The following is a 17,136-nucleotide window of genomic DNA, read 5'->3' on the forward strand; positions in this document are numbered from 1 at the left end:
GCCTTCGTGCTTTCGTGGCGGCTGCCGCGGCAGCCTCAGTCCTTCAGGAACATCTCCTGCAGGTCATTGAGAAAGCGCCGGCCGAGTTCGGTCGGGCGTATCACCGTCGGGTCTGCTTCGAGCAATCCTTTCTTTTCCGCCGCCGCGAGCGGCCGGCTGATGGCGTGCAGCCGCAGGCCGGTCATGTCGTGGAAGCTGGACGCCGGCACGCCGTCGGTCAGGCGCAATGCATTGAGCATGAATTCGAACGGCAGTTCATCCGCGCTGACTTCGCGCGCTTCCTGTACCGCGTTGCCCGCCATGGCCTGTGCCATGTACGTGGCGGGATGCTTGTGGCGCATCTGGCGCAGGATGCGGTTGGGAAACGACAGCTTGCCGTGCGCGCCGGCGCCGATGCCGAGGTAGTCGCCAAAGCGCCAGTAGTTCAGGTTGTGCCGCGCTTCGCGATGCGGGCGCGCGTAGGCCGAGGTTTCGTAGTGGCGATAGCCAGCCTCAGTCGTGCGCGCCTCGATCAGGTCCTGCATCTCGTAGGCAAGATCATCGTCCGGCAGCGCGGGTGGGTACTTGGCGAACAGCGTGTTCGGTTCCAGCGTGAGGTGGTAGAGCGACAGGTGCGTGGTGCCATACGACAGCGCGGCCTCCAGGTCGCTGCGGCACTGTTCCATCGTCTGGCCCGGCAGCGCGTACATCAGGTCCAGGTTGACGTTGTCGAAGCTGCGCTGCGCGATATCGATGGCCGCACGTGCCTCGCGCTCGCCGTGGATGCGGCCGAGTGCCTGCAGGTGGCTGTCGTTGAAGCTCTGGATGCCGATGGAAAGCCGATTCACGCCGCTGGCGCGGTAGCTCGCGAAGCGTTCGGCTTCGAAAGTGCCGGGGTTGGCCTCCATCGTGATCTCGGCATCGGCATCCAGCGGCAGCAGGGCACGGATATCGGACAGCAGCCTGTCCATGCCGGCCGCGGACAGCAGGCTGGGCGTGCCGCCGCCGATGAACACCGTATGGACCGGGCGGCCCCACACCAGCGGCAGCGATTGCTCCAGGTCGGCGCGCAAGGCGTCGAGGTAGGCCTCTTCCGGAATGTCATGGCTGCCGTCTTTGCCCGGGACCGCATGCGAATTGAAATCGCAGTAGGGGCACTTGCGAACGCACCAGGGCACGTGCACGTAGAGCGACAGTGGCGGTGAGCCTGGCAGGGCGATCTGGCCGGGCTTGAGCCAGAGCTGCGTGTTGTCGGCGGTGGCGGCCGGGGGCGTGCCGGCCGGTACGATCGGGATCATCGCTTAGCCCGCTCGCGGCCCGCGGCCATCGGCCTGCAGGCGTGCCGTCAGCGCGCGCAGTGCAAGCGCGCGATGGCTGATGGCGTTCTTTTCTTCGGCGGGCAGTTCCGCGGCGGTCTTGCCCAGTTGAGGCAGCAGGAAGTGCGGATCGTAGCCGAAGCCGCCTGCGCCGCGCGGGGCGTCGACGACTTCGCCATGCCATACGCCCTCGGCGATGATGGGGCAGGGATCGGCGGCATGCCGCACGAAGACCAGCACGCAGTAGTAATGCGCGCGGCGGTTCAGCTTGCCGGCCAGCTGCGAGATCAGGTGCGCGTTATTGGCGTTGTCGGACTTGGCCTGGCCGGCCATCTGCGCGTAGCGTGCCGAATAGACGCCCGGTGCGCCGTCCAGCGCCTGCACGCAGATGCCGGAATCGTCGGCCAGTGCGGGCATGCCGGCCAGCAGGCTGGCGTGCCTGGCCTTGGCCAGCGCGTTCTCGACGAAGGTCGCGTATGGCTCTTCGGCTTCGGGCACACCCAGTTCGCCCTGGGGCACGACGTCAAAGCCGAGCGGGGCCAGCAAGGCGCCGAATTCGCGCAGCTTCCCGGGGTTGTTGGAAGCGAGTACCAGGCGTTGCATGGCGAGTCCTGTCCTTCAGGCCAGGCCCAGCGCCTGGCGCTGGTGCCGGACCAGTTGCGCGATGCCGGCCTCGGCCAGGCGCGTCATGGCGTCCAGTTCGGCGCGGCTGAAGGGAGTGCCCTCGGCGGTGCCCTGCACCTCGACAAAGCCGCCGCTGCCGGTCATGACGACGTTCATGTCCGTGTCGCAGTTGCTGTCTTCAGCGTAGTCCAGGTCCAGCACCGGCACGCCGTCGACCATGCCGACCGAAACGGCGGCGACGAAGTCGCGGATGGGGCTGGCGCTGATCAGGCCGTCACGCAGCATGACCGAGACCGCATCATGCGCGGCCACGAATGCACCGGTGATGGCTGCAGTGCGGGTGCCGCCGTCGGCCTGCAGCACGTCGCAGTCCAGGTGCAGCGTGTATTCGCCCAGCGCGGCCAGGTCGAACACCGAGCGCATGGCGCGGCCGATCAGGCGCTGGATTTCCTGGGTGCGGCCGGTCTGTTTGCCGCGCGCAGCTTCGCGGTCCGAGCGCGTATGCGTGGCACGGGGCAGCATGCCGTATTCGGCCGTGACCCAGCCTTCGCCGCTTCCTTTCTTGTGCGGCGGCACCTTGGCCAGCACGCTGGCGGTGCACAGCACCTTGGTGTCGCCAAAGGCGCATAGCACGGAGCCCTCGGCGTGGCGGGTGTAGTGACGGGTCAGGCTGATAGAACGCAGGGCATCGGCTGCGCGTCCGCTGGGTCGCATGGGAATGGTTCGCTCGAATCGGGTAGAGACCGCGATTCTAACGCCGGCGGGCCCCGCGTGCCCGACGCACCGGGCAGGATGCGCTCAACGCATCAGGTTGCTGGTCTTATCGATGGCCGCGCGGATCTCGGCGATGGAGCGCTCGATTTCCTCTTCGGAAAGCAGGTCTGCCTCCGTGCCGGGGCGCTCCAGGATGGAGGTCGTGAAGGCGTTCAGGGGCAGGGTGTCGGTCATGACGGATTCGTCACCTGTCACGCTGGCGTCGAGCTCCCACATCATGGCGATGCCGGTGGTGTTGTCGGCACCTTCGCCAGCTTTCTCCAGCGCGCGCGAGATCAGTTCGGGCACGGCCTGCACGACCGACAGCCGGGTCAGCCGGTCCACGATCTCCGGCTCGTCGAGCGGCCCCCACAGGCCATCGGAACCGAGCAGCGCGACATCGCCCGGATCGAGCCGCACCGGGCCGCCGATGTCGATCAGCGGCAGGTTGGGCGAGCCCAGGCAGTTGTAGAGCTTGTTGCGCTCGGGGTGGTTGGCCACTTCCATGGGCAGCACGCGTTCCTGCTGCAGCAGGTTCTCGATCTTCGAGTGGTCGCGCGTACGGGTCAGAAGCCGGCCCTTGCGCACCAGGTAGAAGCGCGAATCGCCGGCATGGGCCCAGTGGATCTGGCCGTGCTGCACCAGGCAGCAGACCACGGTCGTGCGCGGCACGTCTGAAAGCCGGTGGGCTTCCGCGTAGCGGTGGATCTCGCGGTGCGCCAGCATGATGGTGTCCTGCAGGAAATCCGCCGGGTTGCGGATCGCCGGGCGGGCCTGGGACTGGAACTGGCGCGCCAGCGTCTGCAGCGCCTGCTGCGCGGCCACTTCGCCGAATGCGTGGCCGCCCAGTCCGTCGGCCAGCACCATCAACAGGGCATCGCGCGTGAAGCAGTAACCCATGCGGTCCTGGTTGATGCGGCGGCCGCCTTTCCTGCTTTCCTGATAGACGGAGAATCGCATGTTGGCTGTTCGAGGAGGGTTCGGTTCGGAAATGCGCGGACGCGAGTGACTCAGTCGCCGCTTGTATCGGCGGGTTGGCGCGTGGTGGCGGCTACGGAGTCGTCGCGGCGGCGCAGCAAGGTCAGGAAACGGCTGGACGGACCCGTCCGTTCCGGTCGTTCCGCAGGGACGGCCGGCGCCGCCTGGGCGGCTTGCTCGCCGAGGGCGTTGGTCTGCTCGCGCAGCTCCTTCTGCAGGCGGAAGACGCTCTGCGGGCGCTCTGCGGGGACGAGCCGCAGGCACCATTCGACCAGGTCGACGAGGCCATTGGTGTAGCTGCTGCGCAGGCGCGTGATGGCATCGCCCATGCGGTCGTCCTTCTCGCGCTGGTTGGCTTCCTGCGGCGGCATGCCGGCCATGCAGGCGTATAGCGTTGCCCCCAGGCTGTAGACGTCCGTCCAGGGCCCGAGTTCGCTGTGCTTGCCATACAGTTCGGGTGCGGCAAAACCGGGGGTGTACATCGGCTGGAAACGATTGGCTTCCATGGTGAGCGTCTGCCGCGCGGCGCCGAAATCGAGCAGGATCGGCGATTCGTCCTCGCGCAGGTAGATGTTGCCGGGCTTGATGTCCAGGTGCAGCAGCTTGTGGATATGGACTTCGCGCAGGCCGCTCATCAGGTCGTGGAAAACCTTGCGGATGAAACGCTCGCGCAGCACCTTGGCGCGGCCCTGCTGGCGCGCGGCCAGGATATGCTCCTGCAGCGTCTTGCCCATCTCATAGTTCATTACCATGTAGACGGTGGCGTTTTCTCGGAAGAAGTTCACCACGCGCACCACGCTGGGATGCGAGATGCGGGCCAGCGAGCGGCCCTCTTCGAAGAAGTATTTCAGGCCCAGGCGGAATGACGCCGCATTTTCCTCGGGCACCACCGGGATCAGCTCGCCCGGGTTGCGCCGCGCCAGCGACGAGGGCAGGTATTCCTTGATGGCGACGGGTGCCCCGGTCTCATCGGTGGCCAGGTAGACGAAACTGAACCCCCCGCTGGCCAACTTCTTTACAATACGATAGTTGGACAACAGCGTGCCGACGGGCAGCGGTGCACTCTTGGGTTGTGTAGCGCCCTTGGACTCTGTCATAGGAATCGGACCGGATTTGCCTCGGGATTGTCACGGCTAATCGGTCACTTGTAAAGAACACAATAGCGGGCATTGTTGCCCCATTTCGGCGGATGCAAGCCGCCTTTTCGGTGGGCCAGCCTATTCCCGGCCCGCACGCCATTTCGCGAGAACACTCAATGATCCACAGCATGACAGGTTATGGCCTGGCAACCCGCCAGGCGCCGCTGACAAACGCGCAGGGCGAGCCCAGCGGCAGGACGGCTTCCGTTTCCGTGGAATTTCGGACTGTCAATTCGCGTTTTCTCGACCTGTTGTTCCGCGCTCCCGAGGAGTGCCGCGCGTTCGAGCCGGCGCTGCGCGAGATGCTGATGGCCGAACTGTCGCGCGGCAAGCTGGAATGCCGCATCAACCTGCAGCGCACCGATACCGGCGGCGCCACGCTGGCGCTCAATGAAGGCCTGCTCGGCCAGGTCCGCGCGCTGGAAGCCACGGTCGCCAACACGTTCCCGACGGCCGGCACGCTGCGCATGGGCGAGATCCTGCGCTGGCCCGGCGTGCTGGTCGAACCCGAACTGTCCCAGGACGCGCTGCGCGAAGCCGTGATGGGCGCCGCGCGTGAAGCGCTGGATCAGCTGCGTGAAGCGCGCCGCCGCGAGGGCGAGGCGCTCAAGGCTACGCTGATGGAGCGTATCGATACGATGCTCGCCATCGTCGAGCGGCTCACGCCGACCATCCCGCAGCTGATCGCGCACCATCAGGAAAAGCTGACCGAACGCCTGCAGGAAGCGTTCAACCTCGCGGCGCCGGCGGGCATGCCGTCGATGAGCCGCGACGAGATCGCCGAGCGCATCCGCCAGGAAGCCACGGTCTACGGCATCCGCATCGACATTGCCGAGGAGCTGTCGCGCCTGCAGGCGCACCTGAACGAAACCCGTCATATCCTGAAGAAGGGCGGGCAGGTCGGCAAGCGGCTCGACTTCATGATGCAGGAGCTCAACCGCGAGGCCAACACGCTCGGCTCCAAGGCGGCCGCCAAGGAACTGGCCGACGCGTCGATGGAGCTCAAGCTGCTGATCGAGCAGATGCGCGAACAGATCCAGAACCTCGAATAACGCAGCAACGCTCCCGTCCAACGCACTCCGTTTCACCCGGCGCCACGACGCCTGAAGAACCAAAGAATTCACATGAGCGATACGCCTCACACCGCCATCGATACCGTCTATCCCGGCAACCTGTTCATGGTGGTGGCACCTTCCGGAGCCGGCAAGTCGACCCTGGTCAACGCACTGCTCGCGCTGGACCCGGCGATCCGGTTGTCGATCTCCCACACCACGCGTGCGCCGCGCCCCGGCGAGCAGGACGGTCGCGAGTACCATTTCTGTTCCGTGGACACGTTCCGCGCCGCGCGTGACCGCGGCGAATTCCTCGAGTGGGCCGAAGTCCACGGCAACTACTATGCGACCTCGCGCGTGTGGATCGAGGAGCAGATGGCGCAAGGCAATGACGTGCTGCTCGAGATCGACTGGCAGGGTGCGCAACAGGTGCACAAGCGCTTCTCCAACGCAGTCGAGATCTTCATCCTGCCGCCGTCGCTGACGGCGCTGGAAGAGCGCCTGAAGAAGCGCGGGCAGGACGAGCAGAACGTGATCGTGCGGCGCCTGCTGGCTGCCGGCAGCGAAATGGCGCATGCATCGGAGTCGGACTACGTCATCATCAACGAGGTGTTCGACAACGCGCTCGAGGAACTGCGCAACGTGGTGCGTGCCACGCGCCTGCGCTTTTCCTCGCAGAAGGCGCGCCACGCAGAGCTCTTCATCGAGCTTGGCATTCACTGAGCGCGGATGCGCGCGGGGCGCCGCCGGGCGATTCCCGCGCGGTGCTGTAAAATAGCAACCCAACAGGTTTTGTCCCAAGGTGGATTTGATATGGCGCGTATTACCGTCGAAGATTGTCTGAAACACATCCCGAACCGCTTTGAGCTCGCCCTGGCGGCCACGTATCGTGCGCGCCAGCTGGTGCAGGGCCACACCCCGAAGGTGGAAGCGAAGGACAAGCCCACCGTGGTTGCCCTGCGTGAAATCGCCTCGGGCCAGGTCGGCATCGAGATGCTCAAGAAGGTCCCGACCTGATTCCCCGGGCGGCCTTGGTTCATCCTTGCATCGTGTGCGTACGCATCCAGCAGCCGGATTCCAGGGGCCGTCCCCATGCCTTCCTCACAGCCATCCTCGCCAACCGTTTCTCCCGGCTCCCAGGCCGGCGCCTCGCTCCCGCGCGGCGAGACGGGCAGCGATGCCGGAGCGGCGTCCGCGCGTAAGCGCTCTCCTTCCGGCCAGGCATCCGTGACCGCGCGCACCGGCGCTCCCAATCTTCCTGATCCGCTCGGCAACGATGTTGTCGGAGAGCGTGCCGTCGTACCGCCCATTGCGCAGGGCAAGGCACGCATGGCGCCTTCATCGGCAATACACGACGAGCTGACGGCCGTGGAAGAGGCGCCGGCAGCACCGGCAGGCGACAGCCTGTTCATCGACGCTGTGCTGGCGCAGTCATACCGGCATTTCTTCGGGCCGACTTCGCAGCCCGCGGTGCCGCCGCGCCAGCAGGTCATCTCCATCTCGCGGCTGATGGAGAAGCTGGCCTATCTGAAGGCGCCCGACCTGACACGCGTGCGCGAGGCCTTCCAGTTCTCCGATGAGGCCCACCTGGGCCAGTACCGCCAGAGCGGCGAACCGTACATCACCCATCCGGTGGCGGTGGCCGAGCTGTGCGCGGACTGGAAGCTCGACGTGCAGTCCATCATGGCGGCGCTGCTGCACGACGTGATGGAAGACCAGGGCATCACCAAGAGCGAGCTGGCCGAGAAGTTCGGCCCCAAGGTCGCCGAACTGGTCGATGGCCTGACCAAGCTGGACAAGCTCGAATTCCAGAGCCGCGAGCAGGCGCAGGCGGAGAGCTTCCGCAAGATGCTGCTGGCGATGGCGCGCGACGTGCGCGTGATCCTGGTGAAGCTGGCCGACCGTACGCACAACATGCGCACGCTCGACTTCGTGCCGCCGGAGAAGCGCCGCCGCATCGCACTGGAGACCATGGAGATCTATGCGCCGATCGCGCACAGGCTCGGTCTCAACACCATCTACCGCGAGCTGCAGGAACTGTCGTTCAAGGTCGGCTCGCCGTTCCGCTACGCCACGCTCGAGAAGGCCGTGAAGGCCGCGCGCGGCAACCGGCGCGAGGTGGTCAAGCGCATCCTCGAGGCCGCGCAGAAGGCGCTGGCCGATGCCGGCATCGTGGCCGAACTATCCGGCCGCGAGAAGACGCTCTACAGCATCTACCGCAAGATGCACGACAAGCAGCTGTCGTTCTCGCAGGTGCTGGACGTGTACGGTTTCCGCGTGGTCGTGGAAACGCAGATGCACTGCTATATGGCGATGGGCGCGCTGCACGGCCTGTACAAGCCGATGCCGGGCAAGTTCAAGGACTACATCGCGATCCCGAAGATCAACGGTTACCAGTCGCTGCATACGACGCTGGTGGGCCCGTTCGGCACGCCGGTGGAGTTCCAGATCCGCACGCGCGAGATGCACCAGATCGCCGAGGCTGGCGTGGCCGCGCACTGGATGTACAAGACGCAGGCGGACCAGGCCAACGATATCCAGCAGCAGGCGCACCAGTGGCTGCAGTCGCTGCTCGATATCCAGAGCCAGACCGGCGATTCACAGGAATTCCTCGAACACGTCAAGATCGACCTGTTCCCGGACGCGGTCTACGTGTTCACGCCCAAGGGGCATATCCGCGCGCTGCCGCGCGGCGCCACCGCGCTGGACTTCGCCTATGCGGTGCACAGCGACCTGGGCAACCAGTGCGTCGCCGTGAAGATCAACAACGAACTGCTGCCGCTGCGCACGGAGCTCAAGAGCGGCGATATCGTCGAGGTGGTAACCGCGCCATACTCCAAGCCGAACCCGGCGTGGCTGTCGTTCGTGCGCACGGGCAAGGCGCGCGCGGCGATCCGCCACTACCTCAAGACCACCAAGCTTGACGAGGCCATTCAGCTTGGCGAACGGCTGCTGGAACAGTCGGCGCGCCAGCTGGGCTTCGAGCTGAAGGCCGTGCCCCAGTCCGTGTGGGACCGCATGGTGCAGTGGACCGGCAACAAGCAGCGCGAAGATATCTTCGCCGACCTGGCGCTGGGCCGGCGCGTGCCTGCCGTGGTGGCCAAGCGCATGGAGATCCTGCTGCAGGAGCTGTCAGGCGATGTGGACAGCGCGCTGCTGGCTGCCGTGCAGACTTTCTCGGGCGAAGAAGCGCCTGCCGTGCCGATCACGGGCGATGAAGGCATGTCGATCCTGTTCCCGGTGTGCTGCCGTGCGATCCCGGGCGATCCGATCGTCGGCTACCTGGGCAAGGGCGAAGGCCTGCAGATCCACGTGCAGGACTGCAAGGTGGCCAAGCGCCTGCACAGCAAGGATCCCGAGCACTGGATCGACGTCATGTGGGCGAAGAAGACCACGCGCGCATTCGACGTGTCGATCAAGGTGATGGTACGCAACGTCAAGGGCATCGTCGCCCGCGTGGCAGCGGACCTGACCTCGGCCGACGCCAACGTGGCGCACGTGTCGATGGAGCAGCAGGACGTCGGCCACCAGGAAGCGACCTACATGCAATTCATTATCCAGGTGCAGAACCGCCTGCACCTGGCCAATGTGATGCGCGCCCTGCGGCGGAACCCGGACGTGATCCGCATCTTCCGCGACCGCAACGACGGCTGAGCACCGCCGCCGTGCAATCAGCCCGCCTTGCGCGGCGGGTAGCTGACTTCCAGGATATCGATCTGTTCCACGCCGGCCGGCGTGCGCAGCGCCACGGTGTCGCCTTCGCGCGCCTTGATCAGCGCCTTGGCAATCGGCGAGATCCAGCTCACGTGGTTGGTGTCGAGATCCACCTCGTCCATGCCGACGATGGTGATGGTCGTCTCGTCGCCGGCCTGGTTGGCGTAAGTGACGGTCGCGCCAAAGAAGATCTGGTCGTTGTCGCCCTGCAGCGACGGGTCGACCACTTCGGCCTTGTCCAGGCGCCGGGTGAGGAAACGGATGCGGCGGTCGATCTCGCGCAAGCGCTTCTTGCCATAGAGGTAATCGCCGTTCTCGGATCGGTCGCCGTTGGAGGCGGCCCACGACACGATCTGCACGACATCGGGACGCTCGACGTCGATCAGCTGCATCAACTCATTGCGCAGGCGGTCATAGCCTTCGGCGGTGATGTAGTTCTTCGTGCCGGCGGGCAGCGGGGTAGCGCCTTCGGGGAGATCGTCTTCGTCGTCACCGGACGATTCTTTGACAAATGCCTTGTTCATGGTCGGGATCACATCTTCGGTCTGCCATTATAGAAAACCATGACGGCAGCCCGAGTCTGAAGAAAAAACGAAAAAATGTGCCGCAGGGGGTTCACAAAAATGAAAACTCAGATATAATCTCACTTCTCGAGTGCGGCTGTAGCTCAGTTGGATAGAGTACTTGGCTACGAACCAAGGGGTCGTGGGTTCGAATCCTGCCAGCCGCGCCACCTATGCAGAAAGAAAAAGGCTTCCGGAAACGGAAGCCTTTTTTCATTTCCGCGTATTTTCATTATCGCGCTTTTGCGTCCTGCTTCGTCTCTTGCTGCGCGCCTCGCGCAACGTTACCCGGTATCTCATATTTCATCGCTCGCCATCTGTCGACGACAGTGCGCATGCCTTGCAGTCCCTTGTGCGCGCACCTAGGCTCGAAACAAGGTGCAACAGATTCGCGCAAGGAGGTCGGCATGGTGCAAACCGAGTGGCGTGTGGAGGCGTATCGCGACATGGACGTCTACGTGCTCGTGACGCAGCAATATGAAGGCAGCGATAGTGTGGTTAGCATGGGGGCGCCTGCGCAATGGGGCTATGAGGTCCGCGTCTGCCAGGAGGGCGCGGACCCCGCTGATGCTGGCGATACGGAACTGCTGGTCAGCGGCACGCAGCACTTCGCCACGCGTCATGCGGCGGAAGTCGCGGCGTTCAGCGCCGGCTATGCACTTGTGGATCGGATCGTCGGGCCCGGCAAATAGTGCGTTCCTGTGCGTCGCGTGACGCTTGTGCGGGCGTTGCATGCGCCCTGTGCTGCGCATGCGCTCATTGTTCCGGTGCATGCAATGGCTTATATCATGCTGTGATCTACATTGATTGGCGTCGATTGACGCGGATCATTTTTGTCTCAAGGGTGCACTCCTACTCTGGATGTGGAGGCGGGCAATGTTCCGTCCGCCACGCAGTAAAGGAGTACACGCCATGCCGGAATTTGAAAGCTGCAAGATCGTCTACGAAGTGATTGCCTTGCCCAAGGGCAAATGGTCGATCCTGGTGGAGATCATCCGCAGGCAGGACGGCGAGATACTGGCGCCACGGCACAATCCGTTTCCCAACCATCCCTTCGACACCAAGCTCGAAGCGCTTGACCAAGTGAACCAGTACATCGAAACCGTACTTGCTGAAGCAGAACACGAAGGCAAGCAGAGGCGCATCGCTTGATGCCGGGCGTTGCGCGCTATCGAGTGCGAAATTCGCGCGAGAGCAAAGATAATGCTTGCCATCGGCGCGCGGATCCCACATAATCTTTCTTCTCAGACGCGGGGTGGAGCAGTTGGCAGCTCGTCGGGCTCATAACCCGAAGGTCGCAGGTTCAAGTCCTGCCCCCGCAACCAACGCCTTCAGGCGCCTGGTTCCTTAGGCCGATCGGCCGAATTTCCCCAAGTTATTCGCCAGTTCCCGTACCGGGATGCACGGCACGGCCGCCAAGTCGCATTCACGCTTGATCAGGCGTGTCAGATTCGCTGGCGCATGCTCTTATTTCGATGCAACCAGGCTGGCGGCGCGCGCAAAGGTATCGCGCACCAGCGGCTGGCCTTCACGGTCGGCGGCTTCCGCCCGATCGCGCAGACGGCTCGCCAGGACGCTCAACGTGCCGCTGTCCGTGCCGCTGCGCGACGTGGCTTCGCGCACGACCTCATCGAGTTCGCTGCTGACATCGGCCCCGTCGAATGCGCTCACTGAAAGCGCCGAAATGCGTTCGAGATAGAGATTGACCAGCGCTTCGTCATGTCTGGGTTCGGGCATATCCGCTCCTTGTCGACGACCGGAACACAAAGTCATTGTAGTGAAGGGGCGAGCCCCTTCCAGTACGCTTGCCGCCGAGCTCGAAGGCCAGCGTTCAGTCGTCTTGCGTGCGCCGCATGTGTTCCAGCGGAATCGGCTGTACGCGGCGACGCGCGGGGCGAAGAGCCCGGGCAGGCCACAGTACGTAGTTCGTATGGGGGTCCAGCGGCTTGCCGAAGTACGACACCCAGACCTGTACACCATGTTCGGTCTCGGCAATGACGGCGGCAACCGCGCGGGCCGCGGCGGAGGGGGATTTGAGCAACTCGGCCAGGGCTTCCACGCCCTGGACGACATGGTGTTTGACACCGGCAAACCATGCGTACTGACGCATGGCGGACAACAAACGCTTGGTCATGAACGCGACTCTTCGTGTGGAATGCGAGTGAGACTGCAGCTCGCTCGCTTTGTTCAGTGCATCTTGCGATGCGCTCGCGAAAGGCGCAAAAACTCATGATACGCAACCCCTCAGCCAAATTCGTGCGGGGTGCTTCACTTCCCGGCCAGGCGGCTTCGAGAACAGGCGGCAGAGTACCATTTGCCGCCGATTGCGGGAGAGAGTGATATCCCTGAGACGAAGCGCGCGCATGGCGGTGCCGCGGCCTCTCTTTGCGCACTCGTATCGCCTTTTCTCTGACATCCGCTGAAATTGACAAGCGGCAGGCCGTGCACTAGCTTCTGTTACATATGCTGCACAAATGGCGATTGTCGGCGCTGCCGGCATGGGGGCACTGTGGCGACAACTGAAGATCCGGGCGATCGGCGCGGCAGCGGCAAGTCCGTGCGCAGCAAGGTGCCGCGCGGCGCGCATATGGCAATCGGCAATGTGGACCGGGATCCGGTCGAGTTGCTGCAGATCAGCAGCGAAGGCAGGGTGCGGCAACTCGTTCCGTTGCGCTACGGCCGCATGATCGAGTCCCCGTTCGCGTTTTACCGCGGCAGTGCGATCGTGCAGGCACACGACCTGGCGGGCACGCCCAATTCCGGCCTGCACATGCAGATCTGCGGCGACTGCCACATTGCCAACTTCGGTGGCTTCGCCACGCCCGAGCGCGCACTGCTGTTCGACGTGAACGATTTCGACGAGACCAGCGTCGGGCCATGGGAATGGGACCTCAAGCGCCTGGCCGCGAGCTTTGTCGTCGCTGCCCGGCACCTGCGCCACAAGCAGGGCGTAGCCGACGATCTGGTTTACCAACTCGTGCGCAGCTACCAGGATCGTATGCAGTCCTATGCCGGGATGGGCATTCTCGATACGTGGTACGACCGTATTACCTTCGACCGCCTGCTTGAGGAGGAGACCTCGCCTGACATCCAGAAGCGTATCCGGCGCGGCATCGAACGCGCGGCGGACCGTACCAGCGAGGCGCTCCTGCCCAAGCTGGCCAGGCAGGTCGGGGACCGCTGGACGATCCTGGATGCCCCGCCAGCTGTCTTCCATGTGCGCGGCGAACAGACGCTCTTCGACCCGGATGACGACTGGATGGCGATGAAGGACCTCGACGCCGTGTCGGACAAGGCCTTCAAGGACTATCTCGGTACGCTGGCCCCTGACCGCCGCGAGCTGCTCAGCCATTTCACGCTGCATGACCGTGCCTTCAAGGTGGTGGGGGTGGGCAGCGTCGGCACGCGGTGCATGATCCAGCTGATGATCGACAGCCACGGCAAGCCGATCTTCCTGCAAGTGAAGGAAGCGATGCGCTCCGTCGTGTCGCGCTACTTCAGGTGTCCCGCAGTCGCGCATGAAGGCCAGCGCGTCGTGGAAGGCCAGCGCCTGATGCAAGCCGCCAGCGATCTCTTCCTCGGCTGGACCAAGGGGCCGTTAGGCCGCTATTTCTACGTGCGCCAGCTGCGCGACATGAAACTGTCTCCGCAGATCGAACTGATGGATGCCGAAATCCTGGGCAGATACGGTGCGCTGTGCGGCTGGGTGTTGGCGAGAGCCCACGCCAAGGCTGGTGGACTCGCCGCCGAGATCAGCGGCTACCTCGGCACTGGCGACCGCATGGCCGAAGTGATGGTAGGCTATTCGAACAGCTATGCCGACCAGGTCGAAAAGGACTACGAGCGCTTCGTTGCCGCCTGTCGTTCGGGCCGACTGGAAGCGCGCACCGATGCCGACATGGCTGCGGACTTCCGCGTCTGACGCGGATGGGAAGTGGATTGCCAGGAGCGCTTGCCGATGACCGAAGACATCCTGATGCAACTCATGGTCGAGGTAGAGAAGGAAGACCCGATCGACTACGCCAACCTGCCGTTCGACGATGCGGCCCTGCGCCAGCTCGCGTGCCGGCTGATTGCCGAACGCTCGAACGAACTGGAGGCCTCAGGCATGCCTGCCGAGGCCCAGTTGGCGACGATGTGGGCGTCCACCGCCAAGCTGGTGCTGGAAAACCTTGTCCTCAACGCCAGGCTGTTGACCCTGCAGGGCATGCCCGACGATGCGCGCGCGCTGATCGAACGCATTTCGCGGCAGTCACGCGGCTAGCACGCGCCACGGCAGGGTGGCCATGTGCCGCAGCCTCATCACGGCGCGGCAGGCCTGCCATTTCGCTTAAAATACGAGCTTTGGCTCCGGCCCGGCAGCGCACTTTCCGTGCGTGCGGGCTTGTGGCCGCCTTGGAGAAATTCGGGTGATCAAGTGGATTATCGTCGCCGGGTATCTTGGCGCCATCCTGTATGTGCATTTCCGCGGCAAGGCGAGATTGCGCATCTGGCGACAGCTGCTCGACCATTCGGCGCTGGTCGCGCCGATCAATTGTTTCATGTACGCGTTTTCGGGTGTGCCGCGCACGCCCTATATCCCGGTCGACAACTTCCCGGACCTGGAAAAGATCCGGGCAGCGTGGCCGGAAATCCGCGACGAAGGCCTGGCCCTGGCCGCGATGCGCAAGATCAAGGCCGCCGAGAAGAACGATGACGCCGGCTTCAATTCGTTCTTCAAGAACGGCTGGAAGCGCTTCTACCTGAAGTGGTATGAAGCCCAGCACCCCTCGGCCGAGGTGCTGTGCCCGAAGACCGTGTCGCTGTTGCGCGGCATTCCCAGCGTGAAGGCCGCGATGTTCGCGGAACTGCCGCCGGGCGGCAAGCTCAACCCGCACCGCGACCCGTTCGCCGGTTCGCTGCGCTATCACCTGGGCCTGGCCACGCCGAACGACGACCGCTGCTTCATCGAGGTCGACGGCGAGCGCCATAGCTGGCGCGACGGGCAGGGCGTGGTGTTCGACGAGACCTACCTGCACTGGGCCGAGAACAAGAGCGATGCCAACCGCCTGATCCTGTTCTGCGATATCGAGCGCCCGATGCGCTTTGGCTGGGCCAGCAAGATCAATCACTGGCTGGGCCGCAAGGTCATGACCGCGGCGAGCTCGCCCAACGACGAGAACGACCAGACGGGCACGATCAACAAGCTGTTCCGTTTCGTCTGGCTGGCCGGGCAATACCGCCGCCGCTACAAGGCGTGGAACCGCAAGCTGTACTACGTGACGAAGTTCGGGCTGATCATTGCGGGCATCGCGCTGATCATCTACCTGTAAGCACCGGCAGACCGGTGCGCAAACGAAAAGAGCCGGCAGCTATGCCGGCTCTTTGCCATGGCGGGACCGGATTCAGTCCCGCCGGCGGTCTCCCTGGGTTTCGTAGTGGGCGCGCTTGGCGTCGTACATGCGGCTGTCGGCCACCTTCACGGTATCGCTCAGGCGCTCGCCCTGCAGGCAGGTGGCGGCGCCAATGGAAAAGCTCAGGCCCGTGCCCGGGTAGAACTGGTTGTTCAGTTCCACGACCTTTTCGATCTGCTCGACCACCGTGGCCGCGCCGCGCTCGTCGCGGCCGGGCAGCAGCACCATGAATTCGTCGCCGCCGATCCGGGCTACGCAGACCTGCTCGCCTACGGCTTTCTTCAGGACTTCGCCGGTGCGCCGCAGCAGCGCATCGCCGTCGCCATGCCCGAACTGGTCGTTGACCGTCTTCAGCCCGTTCAGGTCCACGGCGACCACGCTGACCGGCCATGGACCCTTGCGGCCCAGGCGTGCCAGTTCGTCTTCGTAGAAGGCGCGGTTGTACAGCTTGGTCAGCACGTCGTGCTTGCCCAGGAACTCCACATAGGCTTCGGCCTTCTTGCGGGCCGTGATGTCGGTGAGCGACACCAGCACCTGGTCCCAGTCCTGTTCGCGGCCCGGAAACACCGACCATTGCATGAAGACATCGACCGAACGCCCGTCCAGCGCGTAGTTGATGACCTCGCGCTGCTGCCAGAGCTTTTCGTGCCACAGGTCGACCAGCTGCTCGGCAAAGTGGATGCGCATGTCGTCGCGGAACACGTCGCCGAGGCGCGACAGCAGGATTTCCTTCGATTCCGCGCCGAACATCTGCAGCGTCTGCTGGTTGACGTCGAGCACGCGGATCTCTTGCATGCAGCGCGACACGAAATCCGGATGCACGTTGAGGAAGGTGCGGAAATCCGTGATGCCGGCCGCGCGCACTTCGTCGAGCAGCATCTTCACGGCGCTGAAGTCTTCCACCCACAGCGATACCGGCGAATGCTCGAACAGGCCCAGCGCATATTGCTCGCTGCGGCGCAGGTCGCGTTCGGTGCGCACGCGCGCGGTGATATCCTCGATCGACAGCAGCACGCGGTCCCACGTGGCCTCATGTCCAGGCATGACCGTGGCTTCCAGGCGGATATCGAGGCGCTCGCCTTCGAGCGTGTAGTTCACGGTCTGGCTCGCGAAGCGGTTGCCGCCGTCCCAGAGCTGGCCGAGTTCTTCGACATGCTGGTCGAACATGTCGTCGCGGAAGACGGTGTCGAGGTTGGAGACCAGGTCGGCAAGGTCGGCGGCGCGGAACAGGTCCAGCGTGCGGTGGTTCACCTCGATCACGCGGATCAGCGACGAGCAGTGCGCCACTTCGTCCGGGTTGGCCCGCAGGTAGGCCCGCAAATCCGTCACCCCCTCGGCGCGCAGCCGCTCGAAGTGCTCGCGCACGGCGCTGAAATCTTCCAGCCAGAGCGAGACCGGCGCCAGTTGAAACAGGGTTTGGTAGTCGTCGTCGACGCGCGACGCCGCGGTTGCACTGCGCAAGGCCATTCTCCCTTCTTCTTGTCATCCCGATGATCGCTGTGGTGCGGCGGCGATCTGGCCAACGGTTTGCAACCTCGCCAGGAAACGGTCGCCCGCGCCAGCGGCAAGGATAGGCCAGCGCACACGAAAAAGGGAGCGGTGTTGCAAAAAGGCGAGTGCCACGC

General features: G+C 64.3%; 18 protein-coding genes and 2 tRNA genes. 11 read left to right on the forward strand and 9 right to left on the reverse strand.

Annotation, left to right across the window (positions count from 1 at the left end):
- Positions 1–35: 35 nt before the first annotated feature.
- From hemW to LDO29_RS01890, 5 genes are all read right to left on the reverse strand, one after another.
- Complete coding sequence (gene hemW, locus LDO29_RS01870) at positions 36–1,277, reverse strand: radical SAM family heme chaperone HemW (RefSeq protein ID WP_224078094.1); 1,242 nt, start codon at positions 1,275–1,277, stop codon at positions 36–38.
- Positions 1,278–1,280: 3 nt separating this feature from the next.
- Positions 1,281–1,898 (reverse strand): RdgB/HAM1 family non-canonical purine NTP pyrophosphatase, encoded by a 618-nt coding sequence (gene rdgB / locus LDO29_RS01875; protein WP_224078095.1) that lies wholly within the window; start codon positions 1,896–1,898, stop codon positions 1,281–1,283.
- Between the two features lie 15 nt (positions 1,899–1,913).
- A complete protein-coding gene (gene rph / locus LDO29_RS01880) occupies positions 1,914–2,633 on the reverse strand; it encodes a ribonuclease PH (protein ID WP_224078096.1) in 720 nt (239 codons plus the stop codon).
- Between the two features lie 84 nt (positions 2,634–2,717).
- On the reverse strand, positions 2,718–3,632 hold the full coding sequence (locus tag LDO29_RS01885) for a PP2C family protein-serine/threonine phosphatase (protein WP_224078097.1): 915 nt from the start codon (positions 3,630–3,632) through the stop codon (positions 2,718–2,720).
- A gap of 50 nt (positions 3,633–3,682) precedes the next feature.
- Positions 3,683–4,747 (reverse strand): serine/threonine protein kinase, encoded by a 1,065-nt coding sequence (locus LDO29_RS01890; protein WP_224078098.1) that lies wholly within the window; start codon positions 4,745–4,747, stop codon positions 3,683–3,685.
- A gap of 158 nt (positions 4,748–4,905) precedes the next feature.
- Here LDO29_RS01890 and LDO29_RS01895 point away from each other — a divergent pair, with 158 nt between their 5' ends.
- The 4 genes from LDO29_RS01895 to LDO29_RS01910 all read left to right on the forward strand — a co-directional run bounded on the left by LDO29_RS01895 (position 4,906) and on the right by LDO29_RS01910 (position 9,495).
- Positions 4,906–5,841 carry a YicC/YloC family endoribonuclease gene (locus tag LDO29_RS01895; protein ID WP_224078099.1) on the forward strand — a complete coding sequence of 312 codons (936 nt, stop codon included), beginning with the start codon at positions 4,906–4,908 and terminating at the stop codon, positions 5,839–5,841.
- Positions 5,842–5,913: 72 nt separating this feature from the next.
- Positions 5,914–6,564, forward strand: coding sequence for a guanylate kinase (gene gmk / locus LDO29_RS01900; RefSeq protein ID WP_224078100.1), 651 nt, complete (start codon positions 5,914–5,916; stop codon positions 6,562–6,564).
- Between the two features lie 90 nt (positions 6,565–6,654).
- A complete protein-coding gene (gene rpoZ / locus LDO29_RS01905) occupies positions 6,655–6,858 on the forward strand; it encodes a DNA-directed RNA polymerase subunit omega (RefSeq protein ID WP_006578656.1) in 204 nt (67 codons plus the stop codon).
- A gap of 75 nt (positions 6,859–6,933) precedes the next feature.
- On the forward strand, positions 6,934–9,495 hold the full coding sequence (locus LDO29_RS01910) for a RelA/SpoT family protein (protein ID WP_396022613.1): 2,562 nt from the start codon (positions 6,934–6,936) through the stop codon (positions 9,493–9,495).
- A 17-nt stretch (positions 9,496–9,512) separates the two neighbouring features.
- Here LDO29_RS01910 and greB read toward each other — a convergent pair whose 3' ends face one another.
- Positions 9,513–10,079, reverse strand: coding sequence for a transcription elongation factor GreB (gene greB / locus LDO29_RS01915; RefSeq protein WP_224078101.1), 567 nt, complete (start codon positions 10,077–10,079; stop codon positions 9,513–9,515).
- A 132-nt stretch (positions 10,080–10,211) separates the two neighbouring features.
- Here greB and LDO29_RS01920 point away from each other — a divergent pair.
- The 4 genes from LDO29_RS01920 to LDO29_RS01935 all read left to right on the forward strand — a co-directional run bounded on the left by LDO29_RS01920 (position 10,212) and on the right by LDO29_RS01935 (position 11,443).
- Positions 10,212–10,288: transfer RNA gene (locus LDO29_RS01920), tRNA-Arg, on the forward strand.
- Between the two features lie 237 nt (positions 10,289–10,525).
- Positions 10,526–10,810: a hypothetical protein gene (locus tag LDO29_RS01925; RefSeq protein ID WP_224078102.1), complete on the forward strand. Its 285-nt coding sequence runs from the start codon at positions 10,526–10,528 to the stop codon at positions 10,808–10,810.
- Between the two features lie 220 nt (positions 10,811–11,030).
- Positions 11,031–11,270: a hypothetical protein gene (locus tag LDO29_RS01930; RefSeq protein ID WP_224078103.1), complete on the forward strand. Its 240-nt coding sequence runs from the start codon at positions 11,031–11,033 to the stop codon at positions 11,268–11,270.
- A gap of 97 nt (positions 11,271–11,367) precedes the next feature.
- A tRNA-Met gene (locus LDO29_RS01935) sits at positions 11,368–11,443 on the forward strand.
- 142 nt (positions 11,444–11,585) lie between these two features.
- On the opposite strand, the gene LDO29_RS01940 is transcribed toward LDO29_RS01935, so the two are convergent.
- Positions 11,586–11,855: a hypothetical protein gene (locus LDO29_RS01940; RefSeq protein ID WP_224078104.1), complete on the reverse strand. Its 270-nt coding sequence runs from the start codon at positions 11,853–11,855 to the stop codon at positions 11,586–11,588.
- Between the two features lie 94 nt (positions 11,856–11,949).
- Complete coding sequence (locus tag LDO29_RS01945; RefSeq protein WP_224078105.1) at positions 11,950–12,252, reverse strand: hypothetical protein; 303 nt, start codon at positions 12,250–12,252, stop codon at positions 11,950–11,952.
- A 375-nt stretch (positions 12,253–12,627) separates the two neighbouring features.
- Between LDO29_RS01945 and LDO29_RS01950 the strand changes: the two genes are divergently transcribed.
- The 3 genes from LDO29_RS01950 (at position 12,628) to lpxO (ending at position 15,430) form a co-directional block, all read left to right on the forward strand.
- Positions 12,628–14,040, forward strand: coding sequence for a DUF2252 domain-containing protein (locus tag LDO29_RS01950; protein ID WP_224078106.1), 1,413 nt, complete (start codon positions 12,628–12,630; stop codon positions 14,038–14,040).
- A gap of 36 nt (positions 14,041–14,076) precedes the next feature.
- Positions 14,077–14,382 carry a hypothetical protein gene (locus tag LDO29_RS01955; RefSeq protein WP_224078107.1) on the forward strand — a complete coding sequence of 102 codons (306 nt, stop codon included), beginning with the start codon at positions 14,077–14,079 and terminating at the stop codon, positions 14,380–14,382.
- A 145-nt stretch (positions 14,383–14,527) separates the two neighbouring features.
- Complete coding sequence (gene lpxO / locus LDO29_RS01960) at positions 14,528–15,430, forward strand: lipid A hydroxylase LpxO (protein ID WP_224078108.1); 903 nt, start codon at positions 14,528–14,530, stop codon at positions 15,428–15,430.
- A 72-nt stretch (positions 15,431–15,502) separates the two neighbouring features.
- On the opposite strand, the gene LDO29_RS01965 is transcribed toward lpxO, so the two are convergent.
- Positions 15,503–16,978, reverse strand: a complete 1,476-nt coding sequence (locus LDO29_RS01965; protein ID WP_396022614.1) for a sensor domain-containing diguanylate cyclase — start codon at positions 16,976–16,978, stop codon at positions 15,503–15,505.
- Positions 16,979–17,136: the final 158 nt, after the last annotated feature.

The sequence above is a fragment of the Cupriavidus laharis genome (assembly GCF_914271435.1).
Lineage (GTDB): Bacteria > Pseudomonadota > Gammaproteobacteria > Burkholderiales > Burkholderiaceae > Cupriavidus > Cupriavidus laharis.

What these genes read in the sequence shown, in the direction of transcription:
- hemW (WP_224078094.1), bottom strand. Translation starts at nt 1,277, where the DNA reads ATGATCCCGATCGTACCGGCCGGCACGCCCCCGGCCGCCACCGCCGAC.
- rdgB (WP_224078095.1), bottom strand. Translation starts at nt 1,898, where the DNA reads ATGCAACGCCTGGTACTCGCTTCCAACAACCCCGGGAAGCTGCGCGAA.
- rph (WP_224078096.1), bottom strand. Translation starts at nt 2,633, where the DNA reads ATGCGACCCAGCGGACGCGCAGCCGATGCCCTGCGTTCTATCAGCCTG.
- LDO29_RS01885 (WP_224078097.1), bottom strand. Translation starts at nt 3,632, where the DNA reads ATGCGATTCTCCGTCTATCAGGAAAGCAGGAAAGGCGGCCGCCGCATC.
- LDO29_RS01890 (WP_224078098.1), bottom strand. Translation starts at nt 4,747, where the DNA reads ATGACAGAGTCCAAGGGCGCTACACAACCCAAGAGTGCACCGCTGCCC.
- LDO29_RS01895 (WP_224078099.1), top strand. Translation starts at nt 4,906, where the DNA reads ATGATCCACAGCATGACAGGTTATGGCCTGGCAACCCGCCAGGCGCCG.
- gmk (WP_224078100.1), top strand. Translation starts at nt 5,914, where the DNA reads ATGAGCGATACGCCTCACACCGCCATCGATACCGTCTATCCCGGCAAC.
- rpoZ (WP_006578656.1), top strand. Translation starts at nt 6,655, where the DNA reads ATGGCGCGTATTACCGTCGAAGATTGTCTGAAACACATCCCGAACCGC.
- LDO29_RS01910 (WP_396022613.1), top strand. Translation starts at nt 6,934, where the DNA reads ATGCCTTCCTCACAGCCATCCTCGCCAACCGTTTCTCCCGGCTCCCAG.
- greB (WP_224078101.1), bottom strand. Translation starts at nt 10,079, where the DNA reads ATGAACAAGGCATTTGTCAAAGAATCGTCCGGTGACGACGAAGACGAT.
- LDO29_RS01925 (WP_224078102.1), top strand. Translation starts at nt 10,526, where the DNA reads ATGGTGCAAACCGAGTGGCGTGTGGAGGCGTATCGCGACATGGACGTC.
- LDO29_RS01930 (WP_224078103.1), top strand. Translation starts at nt 11,031, where the DNA reads ATGCCGGAATTTGAAAGCTGCAAGATCGTCTACGAAGTGATTGCCTTG.
- LDO29_RS01940 (WP_224078104.1), bottom strand. Translation starts at nt 11,855, where the DNA reads ATGCCCGAACCCAGACATGACGAAGCGCTGGTCAATCTCTATCTCGAA.
- LDO29_RS01945 (WP_224078105.1), bottom strand. Translation starts at nt 12,252, where the DNA reads ATGACCAAGCGTTTGTTGTCCGCCATGCGTCAGTACGCATGGTTTGCC.
- LDO29_RS01955 (WP_224078107.1), top strand. Translation starts at nt 14,077, where the DNA reads ATGACCGAAGACATCCTGATGCAACTCATGGTCGAGGTAGAGAAGGAA.
- LDO29_RS01965 (WP_396022614.1), bottom strand. Translation starts at nt 16,978, where the DNA reads ATGGCCTTGCGCAGTGCAACCGCGGCGTCGCGCGTCGACGACGACTAC.